The organism is Glacieibacterium frigidum (assembly GCF_007097155.1).
Taxonomy (GTDB): domain Bacteria; phylum Pseudomonadota; class Alphaproteobacteria; order Sphingomonadales; family Sphingomonadaceae; genus Glacieibacterium; species Glacieibacterium frigidum.
In genome coordinates, this window is the sequence record NZ_VJWA01000002.1 from 570,964 (window position 1) to 589,793 (window position 18,830).

An 18,830-nucleotide genomic window follows, 5' to 3' on the forward strand; every position below is an offset into this window, starting at 1 on the left:
CTGCATGATGGGTACGGAAGGCTATTCGTGACTAGATAGCCGGTATTTTGGTGGAGCAAATGTGAAGCAGTCGCGTCGGGGCGAGCGGCATCGCGACAAGGTGGACTAAGCATCCAACCGCAATCCGGTCAGCAGTGCACGTAGGCCGGCAATGGCCTTGACCGAAGCAGCGTCCGGATCGTTAGAGGTCGCGATCCAGAGCGACGCGTTAAGCGCCGCTCCGTTCACGAGATACGCCGCCGCCTCCGGATCGATTGGCTTAACTATCGCCTGTTCGACCAGTCGCTCGATAGTGTGCTGAGTATCTGCGAGGCACGTACTTTGGTTTGCCCAGCGCGCTTGGTCGCCGAGGACGGCAGGGCCATCAAGCAGCACGATCCGTCGCACCTCCGCTTCGAGCGCCAGCTTCACCCACGCCACATTCTCTTCGACAAAGCCTTCCCATAGCGTCGGCGCCTGCTCCAGAATGTCCTTCAGGCGCTGCGACGTCTCCGCGTCGATCTGCGCTATCACAGCTGCGAGGAGGCCTTTCTTGCCACCGAAATGATGGTACAGCGCGCCACGCGTCAGCTCTGCGTCGGCGGTCAGGTCCTCCATTGCGGTGTCGGCATAGCCCTTGCTCGCGAAGGCCCGTCGACCAGCCGCAATCAGCTTTGCGCGTGTTGCCACGATCATGTCCGCTCGTCGTTGCCGTGTCACACACCTCGCCCCTTAATTCATTGACATACACTGTGCATGTCATTAGCTACTCGCATACACAATGTATGGCGCCCGATCCTTTGCGCAATCCGAAGGAGACTTTGATGAGCACACTCCAGAACCAGAGGGTCGTTCTCGCTTCCTCTCCCGACGGCGAGCTGAAGCCGTCCGACTTCGGCCTCGAGACCGACGCGATGCCTGTGCCCGGCAAGGGCGAACTTCTCCTTGAAACGATCTTCCTATCGATCGATCCGTATATGCGGTTCTGGATGCGTTCCGAGAAATCGTACAATAATCCTATCAAGCCCGGCGACCTGATCGTGGGCGCCACCGTGTCACGCGTCCGCCAGTCGCAGAATCCGGGTTGGCACGAGGGTGAATGGGTGCTGGCATTCTCGGGTTGGCAGCGCTTCGCCATTTCCAATGGCTCTGGCCTGCGTCGGATCGACCCGGCGATCGCACCGCCCTCGACCGCAGTTGGCATCCTCGGCATGACGGGCTTCACCGCCTATGCAGGCCTGCGCAATGTCGGCCGACCCAAACCAGGCGAGACGGTGGTAGTGGCTGCGGCCAGCGGCGCCGTTGGTTCCGCGGTCGGCCAGATTGCCCGCATCCAAGGCGCTCGTGCAGTCGGCATCACGACAGGCGCTCAGAAGCTCGCGTATGTAAAGGACGAGCTCGGCTTCAATGCCGTGATCGATTACAAGGCGCCGGACTTCGCTGCCCGGCTTACAGACGCGGTTCCCGACGGGATCGATGTATATTTCGAATTAGTCGGCGGGCCGATCTGGGATGCGGTGCTGCCGCTGCTAAACACCTATGCGCGTGTTCCGGTGGTCGGCCTCATCGCCGACTATGAGGCGCGCGCCGGAGAGCAGGCGGCTCCCGATCGCCTCGCGAATACGATGGGGCAGATCATGGGCAAGAGCCTGACGCTGCGCGGCTTTATCCAGACCGAGTTCGCCGACGAGCAGCTAGGCGATTTTCTGCGCGAGGCGGGCACGTGGTTTGCCGACGGACGGCTGCGGCACCGCGAGCATATCGTGGAAGGTCTCGAGAATGCTCCAGATGCTCTCATCGCGCAGCTCAAGGGCGGCAACTTCGGCAAGATGTTGGTGAAGGTCGGGGAATCTTGAACTCCTGTCCAGCCCGGCTCGACCACGGATCGGCTTTTGTTACCTACTTGCGGTCAAAGGTGTCCATGCTGCCAGCGCAGCCCGAGCGATATCCTTGAGCGCGGCCTGCTCCGTGCCATCGCGGGCCTGGATTGACATACCCTGCTGCACCGTGACGAAGAAGCGCGCGATGGCTTCCAGATCGGCTGTCGGTGCAATTTCGCCGCGCTCAACACCCTTTTTAAGTTGGCGCGCCAGATCCTGCGTGTTTTGCGCGCGTCGCGCGATCAGCTCGGCGCGCCACGCCTCGTTCGAATCATTGGCGTGCAGACCGGAAAGCGTAATAAGGCAACCACTTGGCCGGTCCGTCCTGCTGAATACGCGGGCGGTCGTCATGAGGAACGCTTCCACGGCTCCGTAGGCGGTGGCAGCGTCCTTTACGGCTTTCCAGATCTCCGATCCGTCCCCCGCAACATAATGATCGACGGCCTCGCGGAAGAGCGCCTCCTTGGATCCGAATGCCGCATACAGGCTCGGCGATCCTATCCCCATTGCATCGATCAGGGCGTTCATGGACGCGCCTTCAAAGCCCTTTGCCCAGAATATCTCCATTGCGCGGCCGAGCGCTTCGTCGCGATCAAACGTCCTTGGTCTTCCTCGCAATGCCATCCCACGCCTTTCTGTGCCGACCGACATATATATCGGTTGACACAGAACGCAATTCTTGCATTTATGTGTCGATCAACACAGAAAGGCTCTCGATGTCATCCCTCACTGGAAAGCGCGCTTTCGTCACCGGAGCCAGTCGTGGTATCGGCGCCGCCATCGCCCGTCAGTTGGCCGACGAAGGCGCTGCGGTGGCGATCGGCTACGAACGGTCGGCCGCCGCTGCCGACGCTCTGGCCGGCGAGATCGAGGCGAACGGCGGTCGCGCTGTCGCGGTCCAGATGCACGCGGCGGATGCCGCCTCGATCCCGCAGGCGGTCGAGCGCGCCGCCGCTGCGCTCGGCGGGCTCGACATCCTCGTCAACAATGCCGGCATCTGGCGCGTCGGCCCGATCGACGAGGTCACGCTGGAGGACATCGACGCCACGCTCGCGGTCAATATTCGCGGTGTCATTCTCGCCACCCAGGCGGCGTTGCCGTACATGTCCCAAGGTGGCCGCATCATCTCGATCGGCAGCAGTCTCGCGACGCGCGTGCCCAATGCGGGCCTGAGCCTCTATGCGGCCAGCAAGTCGGCGCTGATCGGCTGGACCAAGGGCTTGGCCCGCGATCTCGGCCCGCGCGGCATCACTGCAAACCTTGTCCATCCCGGCTCAACGGACACCGACATGAACCCCGCCAACGGCCCGCACGCCGACGCGCAGCGGCAGCGCATGGCGATCAAGGAGTATGGGCGTGCCGAGGACGTGGCGGCGCTCGTCGCCTTCGTCGCGAGACCAGAGGCGCGGTCGATCAACGGTGCCGAACTCACCATCGACGGGGGGGCGAACGCATGACGTCCGCCGGCGCCGTGTCCGACAAGGTGCTGAACCGGGTTCTGCTGCTGCTTGCGCCGGCAATCACGATCGTGGTCGCGACCGAGTTCATCGTCGTCGGGCTTCTGCCGCTGGTCTCGCAGGAAATGCATCTCCCGCTTGCGAAGGCGGGGCAACTGGTCGGGTGGTGGGCATTTTCGGCGGCCGTTGCCGGCCCTTTCGTCACGCTCGTTGTCAGCCGACAGTCACCGCACCTGACTCTGATCGCGACCCTCATCCTGTTCGCGATCGGCAACGCGATTATCGCCGTTACCACCAGTTTCGATGTGATGCTTCTGATAAGGATTATTCAGGGCGCGATGCTGCCCGCCTTTGTCAGCGTCGGTGCGTCCGTCGTCACGCGGCTGGCGCCGCCAGCAGAACGGGGCAAGGGCCTTGCCCGGGCCAATATCGGCTTCGTCCTGGGCGTGCTGCTGGCATTGCCCGCCGGGGTGGCGTTAGCCCAAGGCGGTGACTGGCGGCTGTCGTTCGTAGTGCTAGCGGTCGCCTCGCTGCCGATGGCTGCGCTTATCGCAATCTTTTTCCCCGCGATCCCCCAAGGCGAAGCGCCCAGCATCCCCAGCCAGATCGGCCTGCTACGCCGGTCCACGTTTCTGGCCAACCTTGCGCTATCCGTCCTGCTCTTCGCCGCGATGTTCGCCGCCTATACCTACCTCGGCGCGTGGATGGAGGGGGCGCTTGGCCTGTCGGTCTGGTCCGTCACCCTGACGCTCTTCCTGTTCGGAGTCGCTGGGCTCGTCGGCAACGTCGTTGCCGCCCGCATCGCGGACGGCGCGCCGCTCCGCGCGACGGCGATCGCGATCCTGATGCTCGTCGCCTCGATCAACCTCGCCGCGCTCGTCCAAGGGTCGATCTTCCTGGCCGCTATCCCGCTAGCCCTGTGGGGCATCAGCCACACCGCCTCGGTGACGCTGAGCCAGGTGCGGGTCACGCTGGCCGGCAACGAGGCTCCCGCCTTCGCCATGACCATGAACATATCCGCCGCGAACCTCGGGATCGCGATCGGCGCTTTCGGCGGCGGTTGGCTAATCGACCAAGAAGGTGTGGGCGCGATCGGCTTGGCGCCGATCGGCTTCGCCGTCTTCGCAATACCGCTCACGGTCTTCATCGGCCGAAATGTTGCGCGTCGCGCGACCCCCACGCCGGCGTCCGGTTCCGCCCACCGCTGGTCACCGCCCTGATCCGGATGCAGCAGCGGAAGGCGGCTACTCGCCATCGCGCCCGGCGTTTGTGCCATCGGCTCATGAGGCCGTGTCGTGATGTGAGAGGCGCGACCTGATTAAGGCACCGCGAGGAGACCTCGAATAAGCGACCCATAGCAGAAGGCACGCCTGCACCGTATTTTCCAAGAGCCATGCCAGATCCTGCGCCGGTGACTGACGAGTGCTGAGTGACACCGCCCGCGGCGCACCGCATTGGATGCAGCGTCCAAGGCGTCGGCCGAATTGTCGATCGTCCAGACCTCGCTATTCTTGTATCTATGACACCGATCGTGGAGTCTGCACCATCGGGCAAGTTGCCCGATACATCCTACAGTTTACCCAAGCCGCCGAAGTAATCGTCCCTTGATTGAATCAGTTTACAAAACCTGTGGCTAGTCGAATTATACTAGAGAGATACCGTTCCCATTGGGAGAGTGTTATGAAAAGGCTTGCTTTAGCTTCTTTCGCGGCTTGCTTACAATTGATTTCCACATCGTCAGCCGAGGCGGCCCGGCTCGAAATTCTCGTCCCAGCCTATTTTTACCCCGGCACCGGGACAAATGATTGGGGCCGTCTTACTGAAGCTGTCGCATCGGGCGTGCCGGTAACGGCGATCATGAACCCCAGTAGCGGCCCGGGCGCCACCCCGAATGGCGACTACGTTGCAGCGATCTCGGCATTCCGCTCGGCTGGCGGAAAAGTACTGGGATACGTCCCTTCGGGTTATGTCGGACAGCAAGTGAGCGCCGACTCATCCTGCCAGCCTGCGTCTGGCGCAACCTACAGTCCAAGTGACGTCGTTGCCTGCGCCTCACTATACCGATCGCTGTACGACGTGGATGGTATCTTCGTGGATGAGAAGGGTCCTCTAACGCCCACTACGGCTGAAGCCGACGTGCTTTCATTTTATCAGTTGGTATACCACGGCATCAAGGCGGTCGACGCCGCGTGGGAGATCACGGGAAATCCAGGTACGGCCGCGTCGGAGGCCCTGCTGTGGACGGGCGCTACAGGCGCTGCCGATAACCTTGTCACGTTCGAGAATGTCGGGTCGGAGTTTGCCTCGGTCGGACCTCCACCCTACCAAGCAGAATATGACGCCTCGAGATTTGGCGCCCTGTTGATCGAGACTGATCCAGGCTTTGATCTAGAAAACAGCCTTGCTTTGGCCTCATCACGCAACTTCGGACAGATATACTTTACGGACGACGCGAGGCCAAATCCTTACGACCGACTGCCAAGTTACTGGGATGAACAGGTATCGGCCGTGAAAAAATTCAATGCAGCGTCCGCTGTCCCCGAGCCAGGATCTTGGATGATGCTGATCGCAGGTTTCGCAGCACTAGGGTTTGCAATGCGACGCCGTCCATTCCTGGGAAAATCAAAGCTCGTTGCAGTGCAGCGCCGCGACGAACAACGAAGTCAAGTGGCTGACAGGTCGGTCAGCGGGGGGCTCGCTGCATGACTTGGGTCAAGGAGACGTTGATGGTCGAGACGCCTGCCGCCGCGCCTTTCTATGCACAAGGCAATTTCGCCCCCGTCGACTTGGAGGTGTTCCAGGAACATCTGCGCGTGGAAGGCTCAGTCCCACCGGAGCTTGACGGGCTGTACCTTCGAAACGGACCAAATCCACTGGACCATGACTTTACCAGGCACTGGTTCGTCGGCGATGGCATGCTTCACGGCGTCGACCTGTCCGGTGGCGCCGCCCGCTGGTACCGTAACCGTTATGTCCAGACGGATAGGCTTGCCGATAAGCGGGGCGGGAAAGTGGCGCCGGACGCGCACCGCCTTGGCCGCAGCGAGGCCAACACCAACGTCATCGCGCATGCCGGCAGGATCCTTGCGCTGGTCGAAGACGCGGTGCCGACGGAGGTCGCGCCCACGCTCAGGACCGTCGGCGCCTACGACTTCAACGGGCGCTTGGCGACCCCGTGCACGGCCCATCCGGTCATCTGCCCACTGACGGGCGAACTCCACTTCTTCGGCTATTCGGCCCGGGAACCGGTGGTCACCTACCATGTGGCAGACCAGGCAGGGGAGCTGATACGCTCCGTCGAGATCGCGGTTGGCGCACCCACGATGATGCACGGCTTCGCGATCACTGCACGCAAGGCAGTGTTCATGGACCTGCCGGTCGTCGCCGACGATAGCCTCCTCACGACAGGGATCCCGTTCCGCTGGGCGGACGACTACGGCGCGCGGGTCGGCCTGATCGATCGCGGCGCGCTGGAGGACTCGGTGCGCTGGTTCGAAGTCGATCCCTGCTACGTGTTCCACCCGCTCAACGCCTACGAGGACCATGACGGCTCCACGGTAGTGGATGTCGTGCGCTACGATGACTTCTGGCGAGGAGGGCCCGGCACGAAGGGCATCGAGCCCGCCTATCTGCACCGGTGGCGCATCGATGCTGACGGACAAGTGTCCGAGGAGCGAAGAGACGACCGCACCATCGAGTTTCCCCGGGGGGACCCGCGCTATATCGGGCTGCCCTACCGCTTCGGCTACGCCATCCGGACCGACGAGACCGGCAGCGGCATCGGCTCCCGGACGATGATCACTTATGACGTGGTGTCGGGCCGAAGCAGCGAGTTCAGCTTCGAGGAAGGCACCATCCTCAGCGAGTTCGTGTTGGTGCCCGCGTCTGCGGACGCGGCCGAGGGGGAGGGGTGGCTGGTCGGCTACGCCTACTCGTCGCGCAACGACACCAGCGCACTCGTTATCATGGATGCAGAGCGCATCGAGAAGGGGCCGGTTGCGCGGGTGTGGCTGCCTCAACGGGTGCCGCAGGGCTTCCACGGTAACTGGATACCGCGACAGGCTATAGGGGCGTGACGCCGCCTTGGGCACGCGAACCGGGCGCCGGTCATGGATACGACCGAGGATCCGGTGGCAGGTCTCGCTCCGGTAGTATCCCGACTTCGGCCGATGACTGATCGGTCAGTTGCCTCCCGCGCCGCTGGCGGTGCCACGCGCAACGCTGGGCTCTCGCCGAGCGCGATCGCATGGTCGTTGATGGAGGCCGGACGGACGACCTACGTCGTCCTGGTCCTCATCTACGTCTTCGTCCCCTATCTTGCGTCCGTGCTGTCCCCGGATCCGGTCGCGGGACAGACACTTATCGCAAACGTCAATCTCGGCGCGGGCATCGCGGCCGCGATGGCGGCGCCGCTGCTCGGCACGACCATCGATCACCTTGGCAGGCGCAAGCCGCTGCTGATCGGCCTCACCCTGCTGACGGTCCCGGTCGCCTGCGCGCTCTGGTTCGCAGCGCCGGGCATGCTGTCGCTGATGCAGATTGCCGCTCTGCTCGCGGTCTCCGCGGTCCTGTTCAGTCTCGCCGAGGTGGTACAGAACTCCCTCCTCGTCCACGCCGCGAGGCCCGACGAGCGCGCCCGTGCGTCCGGCCTTGGTTTCACGGTTGGCCATGCGACCTCGGTGGCGGCGATGCTGTTCGTGCTGTGGGCGTTCGTGCTTCCCGCCTCCATGTCGTCGTCATGGCTGCCCGATCGTCCGTTGTTTGGGCTCGACGCCGCTTCGCACCAGCCGGAGCGGCTCGTCGGGCCGCTGTGCGGCCTTGTCATTCTCACCTGCGTGATACCCTTCATCTTGCTGACGCGGGACGCCCCCGCCCGGCGGACCACGGTCGGCCAAGCGCTACGCGCGGGCTTTGCCGACCTGCGGGGCATGTTCGCGATGCTGCGGGAGGCGCCGGAAGCCCGCACGTTTCTCATCGGCCGCATGATCTTCGCCGACGCGCTCGCCGGGATCATCGTCTTCTCCGGTGTCTTCGGCGCAGGTGTGCTGGGGTGGGGCCCGCGAGAGCTGATGATCGAGGGCCTGCTGGCCAGCGTGTTTGCCGCCGGCGGCGGCATCTTCGCCGCCAAGCTCGATCTGGGCCTTGGCGTGAAGCGATCGCTGCTGATCAGCCTCGTGGGCTGCTTCCTGTGCATCGTGACGAAGATGAGCATCGGGCAGGACCATATTCTCTTCGTCCTTCCCTACGATCCTGCCGTGCAGGGGCGCCCGTGGAGCCTAGCGCTCTTCGATACGTGGCCCGAATGGATCTATATCGGGGCCGATTTTTGCATCAGCGTATTCCTTACGGCCGCCTTGTCATCAAGCCGAACGATGATGGCGGAACTCGCGCCGCCCGAGCGGACTGCGGCTTTCTTCGGCCTGTTCGCGCTGACGCCGCGCTCGGCGCCGTGGATTTGCCCGCTGCTGGTTGGACTTGCCACCACAACCTTCGGCTCGCAGCAGATGGGCTTCTTGCCCATCGCCGTCATGATCGCGATCGGCATCGCGGTGCTGATCAGGGTCAAGGCGCCGGGGCCGCCCTGATGAACAATGCCGACGACATTGTCTTCGTAAGATTGGCGAGAAAGAGTCATGACGCTGTCGCAGGCAATAGGTTTGTTCGTGTTCTTGCTCGTCTCGCCTGCGGGAGTGTCGGCGCAGAATACCGACGAGGCAGTCGTCGAGCGCGCGCATCAGTTAAGGCTTGGCGGAGAGCTGCTGCGCTACAAAAGCTACTCGGGCCGCATCCCGATCCGCGTGGGCGGCACGGATACCCCGCGCGCGCACATGTTCTACGTCGCGTATCGCGTGACACCGAAGATCGGCGAGGTGCGCCCGTTGACCATCATCTGGAACGGCGGTCCGGGCGGTTCGATGATGTCGATGCTGATGGGCGGGCAAGGGCCCAAGCGTACCGACGCCGGCACCGTCATCGACAATGACGACACGCTGCTCGGCGACACTGACCTGCTCTACATCGATGCGGTCGGCAGCGGTTTCAGCCGGCTGGCGACGCCGGACGATGCGGCGGCCTTCTATCAAACCAGGGGTGACAACGATGCCTTCGTCGAGTGCATTCTCGGCTGGCGTCGGCTGTTCGCTGCCGAGGACCAGACAATCTATCTCGCTGGTGTGAGCTGGGGCGCCTATCGCGTCGCTGCTGTCGCGCATGCATTGACGATCCGTGGCGTCGCTGTCGGTGGCGGCGCGGCGATGGCGGGGCGCAACGGTCTCGCCCGCCCTGGCGCGGAAACGCGGTTCGCGCCGCTCGGCATCGTCCATTATCCGCGTGTCGCTGCGCTGCACGGCCGGCTGGCCCCGTCGTTGGGTCCGGACATCGATCGTGTCGAAGCCGAGGCGAGTCGATGGGCGACGACGGTCTATCTGCCCGCGCTCGCACGCAGGTCGACGCTGCGTCCCGACGAGCGGGAGGCGATCGCTGCGCGTCTTTCTCTCTACATCGGGCTATCACTCGAACGGATCGACCGCAGCCGGCTGACCGTGACGCCGAAGGAGATGACCGAGGGGCTGCTGGCGGATCGCTCCCAGAAACTAGCGGCGTTCGACATGCGACGGATCGTTTCCTCCGCGCTTGCGCAGCCACCCGCTCGCCGGTCACCGGGCGAGCACTATGTCCGAACGCAACTAGGATACCGGACAAGCCTGTCGTATCTGCCTCTGGTCTGGGACGCGGCGCGCATTGACGGGTTCGTCCCGACGTCGCCGCCCGAATGGAACTACCTCGACGGGTATCATGCCGACGGACTCGACCGCGCATCGCATGCGGCAGCAGATCGCGCGACGATGGCGCAAGGATATCCTCCCGGTGGCCAGGAGCTTCCGCTGGCGGCGGATGCGATGCGTGCTAACCCCGCCATGCGTATGCTGGTCGTCCACGGACGATACGATGCACTTCCGGCCAGTTGCGCCAGTACCGAGGCGCAACTGGCTGAGATCGAGCCTGCGCTGCGTCGACGCGTTACATTTGTCTGTGTCGATAGCGGCCATGCGTTGTTCGTAGGCGATGCCGGCATCCGGAAGCGCGTCAACCGGGAGTTGAAGGCGCTCATACTTAGTCAGGGCCGAAAAACCGGCTGAAGGACGGCTAGATGTCACGCATCGCTGCGATCAGTGCGTCCACTGCGGCCGTGGTCGTGAACAGATGAGGCGCGATCCGTACGACACTCGCCACCCCGCGCGCATCCATGTCCAGAGGGGGCGTAGAGGCGATTGGGGGTGCTGAATCCGCGATGCCCGCGAAGCCATTTGCGGCCGCTGGCAGCAAGCCCGTGGCAACGAATGCGCGCAACGGCTACCGGTCTTTGGCCGAGCACCTGGCAGGCTTTCGAAGAGCCGCCTTGCCCGGTTCGGCAGGTTGCCTTCGGGCATCGCAACGACTCTTGATGTATATGGCGCCTGCTGCATTTCCGGTCGGATTGGCGCAACGACCGGCTGCGAGCCCTTCGGCCATTATTCTGTACGCTGCGGCCAAGCCAACAGATCTTGACCTCGACTATAGCTGAGGTTCTAGAGAGTGTGTCGGCACGCTTCTGCGAGCCTCCCGCTGGTCAGCCGGCGGGGTCTCGTTCGCGGAGCCGACATGGATCTAACCCCCAGCCAGAGCCCTCAGCGCCGACGATCGCGCAGACCCATGCTGGTAGCGGTCGTGGCGCTCTTGGTGATCTTCGCTGCGGTCTTCGCGTGGCGCACCACGCGGGCGGCATCTGGCAAACCCTACGCGCCGCCTCCCGTCGAAGTGTCCGCCATGACGGTGCGCGCCGAGACATTGCCGCAAGCTCTGGAAGCAAACGGTACGCTTCAAGCGGTACGCGAAGTGCTTCTTGCCCCGGAGGTGCCGGGCCGTGTGACCTCCATTCGCTTTGAGGCAGGCCAGCGCGTGGGCCAGGGAGCCACGCTCGTGCGCATGTTCGACGCCCCCGAACGCGCCGATCGGTCGGCCGCTGTTGCACGCGTCCGCTTCGCCGAAATCCAGTTCGAGCGTTCGCGCGAGCTTGCGCCCACCGGTGCCGAGCCGCGCCAGTTGCTCCAGCAGCGCGAAGCGGAACTGGTGCAGGCGCGCGCCGCGATCGAGCAGCTGGATGCTCGCATCATGCAGAAAAGCGTGCGTGCACCATTCGCGGGGCAGATCGGTATCCGGCAGGTGAACCCCGGCCAATATGTCAACGCCGGCGATCCGATCGCGACATTGACGGCGCTCGACCGGCTCTACGTGAACTTCGGGGTCCCACAACAGGAGCTCGCCAAGCTGCACGTCGGCGGTACGGTTTCGGTCCGCAGTGATGCGGCACCGGGCCGGGCGTTCACGGCGCGCATCAATGCGATCGAACCGCGCGTGGGTGGCGATACGCGCAATGTCTCGGTGCAAGCGGTGATGACAAACCCGGGTGACCTGCGTCCTGGCCTGTATGTGACGGTCGGCGTCGCGCAGGCGTCACGCGGCAATGCGATCCTCGTGCCGTCGACGGCGATCCAGACTTCAGCGTCGGGTGACAGTGTCTATGTCGTGCGAGGTGGCAAGGCGGCACTGCTGCCGGTCACTGTCGGTTCCGAAGTGGGCACGCGCACAATCGTCGAGAGCGGCGTGAAGGCCGGCGATGTCGTCGTGACAACCGGCCAGCTGCGGCTTCAGCCGGGCGGCGCGGTCACGGTCGCACAACCGTCTCCTGTGTCGGGCGGGCGCTGAGCCATGCGCTTCACCGATCTCTTCATTCGCCGGCCAATCCTGTCGGTTGTGGTCAGCCTGCTGATCCTGCTGGTCGGGCTCGCCGCGTTGTTCGGTCTGCCGGTGCGGCAATATCCTGACCTGCAAAGCGCCACGATTACCGTAGACACGCATTTTCCCGGTGCGACCCAGGACGTCATGCAGGGCTTCGTCACCCAGCCCATCGCGCAGTCGATCGCGACGGCGAGCGGCATCGAATATCTCACTTCGACCTCGACGATGGGGCGCAGCCAGATAAAGGCGAAGCTGGTCCTGAACGCCGATGCCGATCGCGCGCTTACCGAGATTCTCGCCAAGGTGCAGCAGGTGAAGTACCGGCTGCCGCAAGGCGCGTTCGATCCGGTGATTGCCAAGATCACCGATGGGGCCTCGGCGGTCCAGTACATCGCGTTCCGCGGTGACCGATACACGCCGTCGCAGCTGCGCGACTTCGTAACGCGCGTCGCGCAACCGCTGTTCACCTCGATCCCGGGCGTCGCTTCCGCCGAGATATCCGGCGGCAGCCCGCTCGCGATGCGTGTGTGGATCGATCCGGTGAAGCTCGCTGCGCGCGCCCTGTCTGCCGGCGATATCGCCGCAGCTCTGCGCGCCAATAACGTGCAGGCCGCGCCGGGACGGTTGAACGGCGGATTGACTGTTACGGACATCACGGCCGCGACCGACTTGCGCAGCCTCGACGACTTCCGCGACATGGTGGTGAAGACCGGCGACGACGGCTTGGTGCGGCTTCGCGACGTCGGGACGGTCGAGATCGGCGGGCAGAACTACGACAGCTCGGCATGGTCCGACGGCAAGCGTTCGGTGATCATCGCGATCACGCCGACGCCCGACGGCAACCCGCTCGATATCGTCAAAGCGGCGATGGCGCTGATCCCGCAAATTCAGCGATCGGCCCCGCCGGGGGTCGTCGTCAGGAGTCAGTTCGATGTCGCGCATTTCGTCGAAGCGTCGATCAGCGAGGTCGAGCACACCCTGGTCGAGGCGATCATCATCGTCGTCGTCGTTATCTTTCTGTTCCTTGGTTCGCTCCGCGCGGTCATCATCCCGGTGGTGACGATACCGCTGTCGCTGATCGGCACGGCGGCGCTGATGCTGGCGTTCGGCTTTTCGATCAATCTCCTGACGTTGCTCGCGATGGTGCTGGCGATCGGGCTTGTCGTCGACGATGCGATCGTGGTCGTCGAGAACATCCACCGCCATATCGAAGACGGCCTCTCGCCCTTCGACGCGGCGATCCTGGGCGCGCGCGAGATCGTCGCACCGGTTATCGGGATGACGATTACGCTTGCGGCCGTGTATGCGCCGATCGGGCTTATGGGCGGCCTGACCGGCAGCCTGTTCCGCGAGTTCGCCTTCACGCTGGCGGGCGCGGTTGTGGTGTCCGGCGTCATCGCCTTGACGCTCTCCCCGATGATGAGCGCGAAACTGCTCAGCCGGAAGGTCACCGAGGGTCGCTTTGCCAAGCGTGTCGAGCACGTGTTCGAGCGCCTGTCAGGAGCCTATGCCCGTGCACTCGGCCAGACGCTGGTGCAGAGGCCGGTCGTCGTACTGATCTCAGTGGCAATGTTGGGCGGCACCGTCGTCATGTTCCTCGGCGCACAGCGCGAACTCGCACCGCAGGAGGACCAGGGTTACGTATTCACCGCCACGCGCGCTCCACAATATGCCAGCATCGACTATACAGATCGCGTCTCCGACGACGTTCAGAAGCTGTTCCGGGCACTCCCCGAATACGAGAGCAGCTGGTTCGACAATGGCGGCGGCGGCCAGAATCTCGGCTTCGGCGGCGTAATCCTCAAGGAGTGGGAGGATCGTGCGCGGTCGGCGACCGACGTGCAGGGACAGCTGTTTGGCACCGCGAACGGCGTTCATGATGCCTCCGTCACACCGTTCCAGCCGGCCGCGCTGCCTGCGGCAAGCTCCGGACTGCCGTTCCAGATGGTGCTGCGATCGCCCGCCGATTTCAGCGCGCTCTATCAAAGCATGGAGGCGTTGAAGGGCGCGGCCTGGAAGAGCGGGCTTTTCGTATTCGTCGACAGCGATCTCGCCTTCGACAATCGTACCGCGCGCATCCGCATCGATTCAGCCAAGGCGGGCGAGGTCGGCGTCACGATGCAGGCCGTCGCCGATACGCTCGCTACTCTGGTGGGTGAGAACTACGTTAACCGTTTCAACTTCCATGATCGGTCCTACGACGTCATTCCGCAGGTGCGTGGGCAGGACCGGCTGACGCCGGAGAACCTCGGCCGCTTCTACGTGCGGTCACGCTCAGGCCAGATGATCCCGCTGTCGACGGTCATGACCGTCGATGTGAAGCCGGGCGCCAATCGCTTGCCGCAGTTCAACCAGATGAACGCAGCGACCCTGTCGGGTGTCCTCGCGCCCGGGGTCACGATGGGGCAGGCGGTGGCGTTCATGGACGCGCAGCCGATGGCGCCGGGCATAACGGTCGACTGGTTGGCCGACAGCCGCCAATATGTACAGGAGGGCAACCGGCTGACCGTGTCTTTCGGTTTCGCGCTGATCGTGATCTTCCTCGTGCTCGCTGCGCAGTATGAGAGTTTCCGCGACCCGCTGGTGATCCTCGTCACCGTGCCGCTCGCGGTCTGCGGCGCGGTGCTGCCGCTGTATCTCGGCTTCACGACCCTCAACATCTACACGCAGATCGGGCTGGTGACGCTGATCGGGCTGATCTCGAAGCACGGCATCCTGATGGTGGCCTTTGCCAACGACGTGCAGCGCGAGCGAGGCTTTGATCGCGCGAGCGCGATCGTCGAGGCGGCGCGGGTGCGTATGCGACCGGTGTTGATGACGACGGCGGCAATGGTGGCCGGGCTGGTGCCACTGTTGTTCGCCGGCGGCGCGGGTCAGGCGAGCCGGTTCGCGATCGGGATCGTCGTGGTCATGGGCATGATGATCGGCACATTGTTCACGCTTTTCGTGCTGCCGACCTTCTACACGCTGCTCGCACGCGATCACCGCACGCGCAATGAACACGAGACTGCCGACCCAAGCCTTTCGCCGGCGATGGTGGGGGCTTGATGTCCATGCGCAAGATAATCCTCTGCACGCTATTGCTCAGTACGGCCGCATGCACCTCGGGCCCGAACTATGTCAGGCCTCGCCCCGCCTCGGCCGATCAGGCGACATTTGTCACCGCCTTGCCGAGCGCGACGGCGACGACCGCGCCGGATTCGACCTGGTGGAGAATATACGAGGATCCGGTGCTCGACGCGCTGATCGAGCGAGCGCTTGCAGCCAACACCGACCTGCGGGCAGCGATTGCCAACCTGAAGGCGGCGGATGCCGTACTCGGAGAGGCTCGCAACGCCCGCCTGCCGCAGACGATGATCAGCGGCCAGGCGACCTATGGCCGTACGCAGCCGCCACTGTTCCTGCAGGGCGATCGGTTCACGGGGCAAGGCGGAATCCAGCTCGCATACGAGGCTGACCTGTTCGGCCGCGTCTCGCGCTCGATCGAGGCGGCGCGGGCGGACGCGGCGGCGACGGATTTCGCGCGCGCCGCGGTTCAGGTGCGCGTCGTCGCCGCGGTCACCAATGCCTATCTATCTGCCTGCACTGCCACCCGAGCGATTGCGGCGGTGCGTTCCTCGATCGATCTGACGACGGAGAGCGCGCGTATTATCGCCTTGCAGGAGCGGGCTGGATCGGCGGCCGTGCTCGATGTTGCCCGCGCCGAAGGCCAGCGCGCGGAAGCCCGTGCGGCGCTTGCGCCGTCCGAAGATGCGCGCCAGTCGGCGCTCTACGAGTTGGCGGCACTTCTAGGGCTCCCCCCGGCCCAAGTACCAGAAGCTGCCGCCCGGTGCGGGTCTGCCCCCGGCCCGCACCGACCCATTCCCGTCGGCGATGTCGCCGGCCTCCTCCAGCGACGCCCTGATATCGCGGAGTCGGAGCGCCGACTGGCGGCCGCTACAGCGCGGATCGGCGTTGCCACAGCGGAACTCTATCCCAGGATCAGCTTCGGCGCGTCGGTTGCGCAGGCCGGAGGCGAGGGGATCAGCCAAAGCCGGGGCCTCGTCTATGGGTTGGGTCCGCTCCTGTCCTTCTCGTTCCCGAACACCAGTGCGGCTCGGGCCCGTATTCGTCAGTCGGAGGCCAGGACCGAGGCAGCGCTGGCAGATTTCGACGGGGTCGTTCTGACCGCGTTGAAGGAAGTCGAGCAGGCGTTGAGCGGCTACGGCACTTCCGTGCGGCGGCGGGAAGACCTCGCCGTCGCCGAGCAGCGCACCGAACAGGCGTTTCGCCTGGCGGACCTGCGATACAGGGCGGGCTCGATCGCCTATGTCGACGTCATCCTGGCGCAGTCGGAGCTGGTTCGGGCCCGGCTCGCGCTGGTCGAACAGGACCGGCTTGTTGCCTCGAACCTCGTGATCCTGTTCAGGGCGCTGGGAGGCGGCTGGACGCCAGCGCCGTCGAGGTGAGGACTGTTTCATGCTGGACGTGACGCGTGAACTGACGGTCGGGGATGTGGCGCGGCGTAGCGGCGTTTCCGTCTCCACCTTGCATTTCTACGAGGAAAAGGGGCTGATATACGGCCGCCGGACCAGCGGAAATCAACGCCGTTATGGCCGGGACGTGCTGCGGTTCGTCGCGGTCATCAAGGTCGCGCAGCGCGCGGGCATCCCTCTCAAAGACATCAAGAGTGCGCTCGCCCAGCTTCCGAACTCGCGGACGCCGACCAAGGAAGATTGGGCCAGACTTACCCGGTCGTGGAGCGATATGCTTCAAGCCCGGATCGACTCGCTGACCCAGCTACGTGATCAATTCGAAAGCTGTATCGGATGCGGCTGCCTGTCGCTCGCGGTCTGCCCGTTGCGAAACCCCGATGACGCCCTGGCTCAGTCTGGTCCAGGCCCGCGGGTGCTCATCGATACCAACGAAGCGGAGCGGGTGTTGTCGTGAAGATCTATTTCGACGGCGGCTGCAGACCGAACCCCGGCCGCATTGAGGTTGCGGTGGTAGCGGCGGGCATCTGCTACTTCGAGCCCGATCTTGGCTTCGGGTCCAACAACGACGCCGAGTGGCTCGCCGCTATCTACGCTTTGAACATGGCGGGCACTCTGGGCGTTACCGACATTCAGCTCCTCGGTGACTCAGCCCTGGTCGTGGGCCAGGCGAACGGCACAACTCGCTGCCGAAGTCCAAAGCTCGTGCGGCACGGCGCGGCCTTCGACGGCTTGCGGTCAAATTTCGTGCGAGTCCGCGTCCGGCGCATCACCCGCACCCAGAATCTGGCGGGCATCTTTCTGTCGAAGCGACATTCCGGCCGGTAGCGGGGCACCGCAGTCTCGTCAGGCGAGCGCTTCCGCCTCGGACAGCAACCAGCGGGCAGCGGCGTTGACCGCCGCATTCGCTTCGCCTTCGCGGGTCAGCATATGGTGGCGAAAGCCTGCGATCGACGGGCCGAAGGGCTGAACCAGCTGGCCTGCGGCAAGCTCGTCCCTGACCAGCGCTAGACTCACTAGGGCGATACCCTGACCCGCAACGGCGGCCTGGATGGCATGACTCTCGTCGGAGAAACCCAGCGACGGCTGCTCTTCCGGTTCCGGCAATCCGGCCGTGGCGAACCAGCGCGCCCAAGTCGGATTGTCCGGATGCCGCCGCCGCCACCGAAACTCGATCAGTGGCCGCCGTGTGAGATCCTCAGCGGTCTCCACCGCCAGCATGGGATTGAAGACCGGCGCGAAGCGATCGGCCAACAGCGGAACGACATCGAAGCCCGGGTAAGGACCGGTCCCGTAGCGGATCGCGATATCCACACCCGTGTCGAGATCGACCACCTCGTCAGCCGCATGAAGCTGCAGATCGACCCCAGGGTTCTGCGTACGGAAAGCGGACACACGCGGGACAAGCCAGCGCGCGGTGAACGCGATCGTCGCGGAGATCGTCACCTGGGTGCGGCTGCGGCGATGTGTGAGGCGCTGCATGGCGTCCGCGAAAGCATCGAACCCGTCGCGCAGTACGGGGTACAGTAGTACGCCGGCGTCGGTCAGTACGACCTTGCGGGTGCGCCGCTCGAACAGAGGGCGGCCGGCATGTTCCTCGAGCGCGCGGACCTGATGACTGATCGCCGTCGGCGTGACGGCGAGCTCCGCCGCGGCCTGCTTGAAGCTGCCGTGCCGTGCTGCCGCCTCGAATGCTCGAAGCGCGGACAGCGGCGGAAGGCGTCGGTACATGGCTGAAGGCACCTCATGCGTCGGGTGACGATTTAGCGTTTGTCGTGAACACCCGCAGCACCAATCTTCCGGGCATCAACCCGGGCATCTGCAAGTCATGCTTCGCGATAGCCCCAAGCAACGGATCAAGACAATGAAGCTGCAACGTGTCGTTACAACGCCTGACAACTACGCACCTTTCCTGCTGTCGCAGGGGATCAAGTTTGGCAATTTGCTCTTCATTTCCGGACAGGCCGGCGCCGGTGACGATGGCAAAATCGTCGAGGGCGGCTTTCGCACCCAGGGCGAGCAGGCGTTCGCCAACCTGCGCCGCGCGCTCGAGGCTGGCGGGTCGAGCCTTAACGACGTCATCAAGGTAACAATCTTCGTCACCGACATGGGCAATTTCCAGGAAGTCGTCGCGCTGCGCCGCCAGTTCTTCTCGGAGCCGTATCCGGCGGACACGATCGCCGAGGTGAAGGCGCTGTATGACCCCGCCGTCCTGATCGAGATCGAGGCGATCGCCGCCGTTCGTGACGGCGAGGCGAACTAAG

16 protein-coding genes are annotated in these 18,830 nt (G+C 64.2%); 13 read left to right on the forward strand and 3 right to left on the reverse strand.

The features are described from left to right. Positions 1-105: 105 nt before the first annotated feature. On the reverse strand, positions 106-675 hold the full coding sequence (locus FMM06_RS12205) for a TetR/AcrR family transcriptional regulator (protein WP_144237669.1): 570 nt from the start codon (positions 673-675) through the stop codon (positions 106-108). 128 nt (positions 676-803) lie between these two features. On the opposite strand from FMM06_RS12205, the gene FMM06_RS12210 reads away from it, so the two are divergent. Then, a complete protein-coding gene (locus FMM06_RS12210; protein WP_144237670.1) occupies positions 804-1,835 on the forward strand; it encodes an NADP-dependent oxidoreductase in 1,032 nt (343 codons plus the stop codon). 39 nt (positions 1,836-1,874) lie between these two features. On the opposite strand, the gene FMM06_RS12215 is transcribed toward FMM06_RS12210, so the two are convergent. Next, a complete protein-coding gene (locus tag FMM06_RS12215) occupies positions 1,875-2,510 on the reverse strand; it encodes a TetR/AcrR family transcriptional regulator (protein WP_328591555.1) in 636 nt (211 codons plus the stop codon). 65 nt (positions 2,511-2,575) lie between these two features. Here FMM06_RS12215 and FMM06_RS12220 point away from each other — a divergent pair, with 65 nt between their 5' ends. The 11 genes from FMM06_RS12220 (at position 2,576) to FMM06_RS12270 (ending at position 17,394) form a co-directional block, all read left to right on the forward strand. Further along, positions 2,576-3,316, forward strand: a complete 741-nt coding sequence (locus tag FMM06_RS12220) for a 3-oxoacyl-ACP reductase family protein (RefSeq protein WP_144237672.1) — start codon at positions 2,576-2,578, stop codon at positions 3,314-3,316. Next, the gene (locus FMM06_RS12225; protein ID WP_144237673.1) at positions 3,313-4,536 is read left to right on the forward strand and encodes an MFS transporter; all 1,224 of its coding nucleotides are present in this window, start codon (positions 3,313-3,315) and stop codon (positions 4,534-4,536) included. The genes FMM06_RS12220 and FMM06_RS12225 overlap by 4 nt, the downstream gene beginning before the upstream one ends. Positions 4,537-4,996: 460 nt before the next feature. Continuing rightward, complete coding sequence (locus FMM06_RS12230; RefSeq protein ID WP_144237674.1) at positions 4,997-6,022, forward strand: spherulation-specific family 4 protein; 1,026 nt, start codon at positions 4,997-4,999, stop codon at positions 6,020-6,022. A gap of 20 nt (positions 6,023-6,042) precedes the next feature. After that, positions 6,043-7,392 carry a carotenoid oxygenase family protein gene (locus FMM06_RS12235; RefSeq protein WP_144237675.1) on the forward strand — a complete coding sequence of 450 codons (1,350 nt, stop codon included), beginning with the start codon at positions 6,043-6,045 and terminating at the stop codon, positions 7,390-7,392. A 33-nt stretch (positions 7,393-7,425) separates the two neighbouring features. Next, positions 7,426-8,901: an MFS transporter gene (locus tag FMM06_RS12240; RefSeq protein WP_144237676.1), complete on the forward strand. Its 1,476-nt coding sequence runs from the start codon at positions 7,426-7,428 to the stop codon at positions 8,899-8,901. A gap of 48 nt (positions 8,902-8,949) precedes the next feature. Further along, entirely contained in the window at positions 8,950-10,455 is a 1,506-nt protein-coding gene (locus tag FMM06_RS12245; protein WP_144237677.1) for a S10 family serine carboxypeptidase-like protein, read from the forward strand. Positions 10,456-11,008: 553 nt separating this feature from the next. Further along, positions 11,009-12,061 (forward strand): efflux RND transporter periplasmic adaptor subunit, encoded by a 1,053-nt coding sequence (locus FMM06_RS12250; protein WP_207790285.1) that lies wholly within the window; start codon positions 11,009-11,011, stop codon positions 12,059-12,061. Between the two features lie 3 nt (positions 12,062-12,064). Next, positions 12,065-15,142: an efflux RND transporter permease subunit gene (locus tag FMM06_RS12255; protein WP_144237679.1), complete on the forward strand. Its 3,078-nt coding sequence runs from the start codon at positions 12,065-12,067 to the stop codon at positions 15,140-15,142. After that, positions 15,142-16,542 carry an efflux transporter outer membrane subunit gene (locus FMM06_RS12260; protein WP_235889298.1) on the forward strand — a complete coding sequence of 467 codons (1,401 nt, stop codon included), beginning with the start codon at positions 15,142-15,144 and terminating at the stop codon, positions 16,540-16,542. The genes FMM06_RS12255 and FMM06_RS12260 overlap by 1 nt, the downstream gene beginning before the upstream one ends. Before the next feature lie 10 nt (positions 16,543-16,552). Next, a complete protein-coding gene (gene soxR, locus FMM06_RS12265) occupies positions 16,553-17,023 on the forward strand; it encodes a redox-sensitive transcriptional activator SoxR (protein ID WP_144237680.1) in 471 nt (156 codons plus the stop codon). After that, positions 17,020-17,394 carry a reverse transcriptase-like protein gene (locus FMM06_RS12270; protein WP_144237681.1) on the forward strand — a complete coding sequence of 125 codons (375 nt, stop codon included), beginning with the start codon at positions 17,020-17,022 and terminating at the stop codon, positions 17,392-17,394. The genes soxR and FMM06_RS12270 overlap by 4 nt, the downstream gene beginning before the upstream one ends. 18 nt (positions 17,395-17,412) lie before the next feature. Here the strand turns inward: FMM06_RS12270 and FMM06_RS12275 are convergent, their stop codons facing one another. After that, positions 17,413-18,297 (reverse strand): LysR substrate-binding domain-containing protein, encoded by an 885-nt coding sequence (locus FMM06_RS12275; RefSeq protein ID WP_144237682.1) that lies wholly within the window; start codon positions 18,295-18,297, stop codon positions 17,413-17,415. Positions 18,298-18,430: 133 nt separating this feature from the next. On the opposite strand from FMM06_RS12275, the gene FMM06_RS12280 reads away from it, so the two are divergent. After that, positions 18,431-18,829 carry a RidA family protein gene (locus FMM06_RS12280; protein ID WP_144237683.1) on the forward strand — a complete coding sequence of 133 codons (399 nt, stop codon included), beginning with the start codon at positions 18,431-18,433 and terminating at the stop codon, positions 18,827-18,829. The last annotated feature ends 1 nt before the right edge of the window (position 18,830 follow it).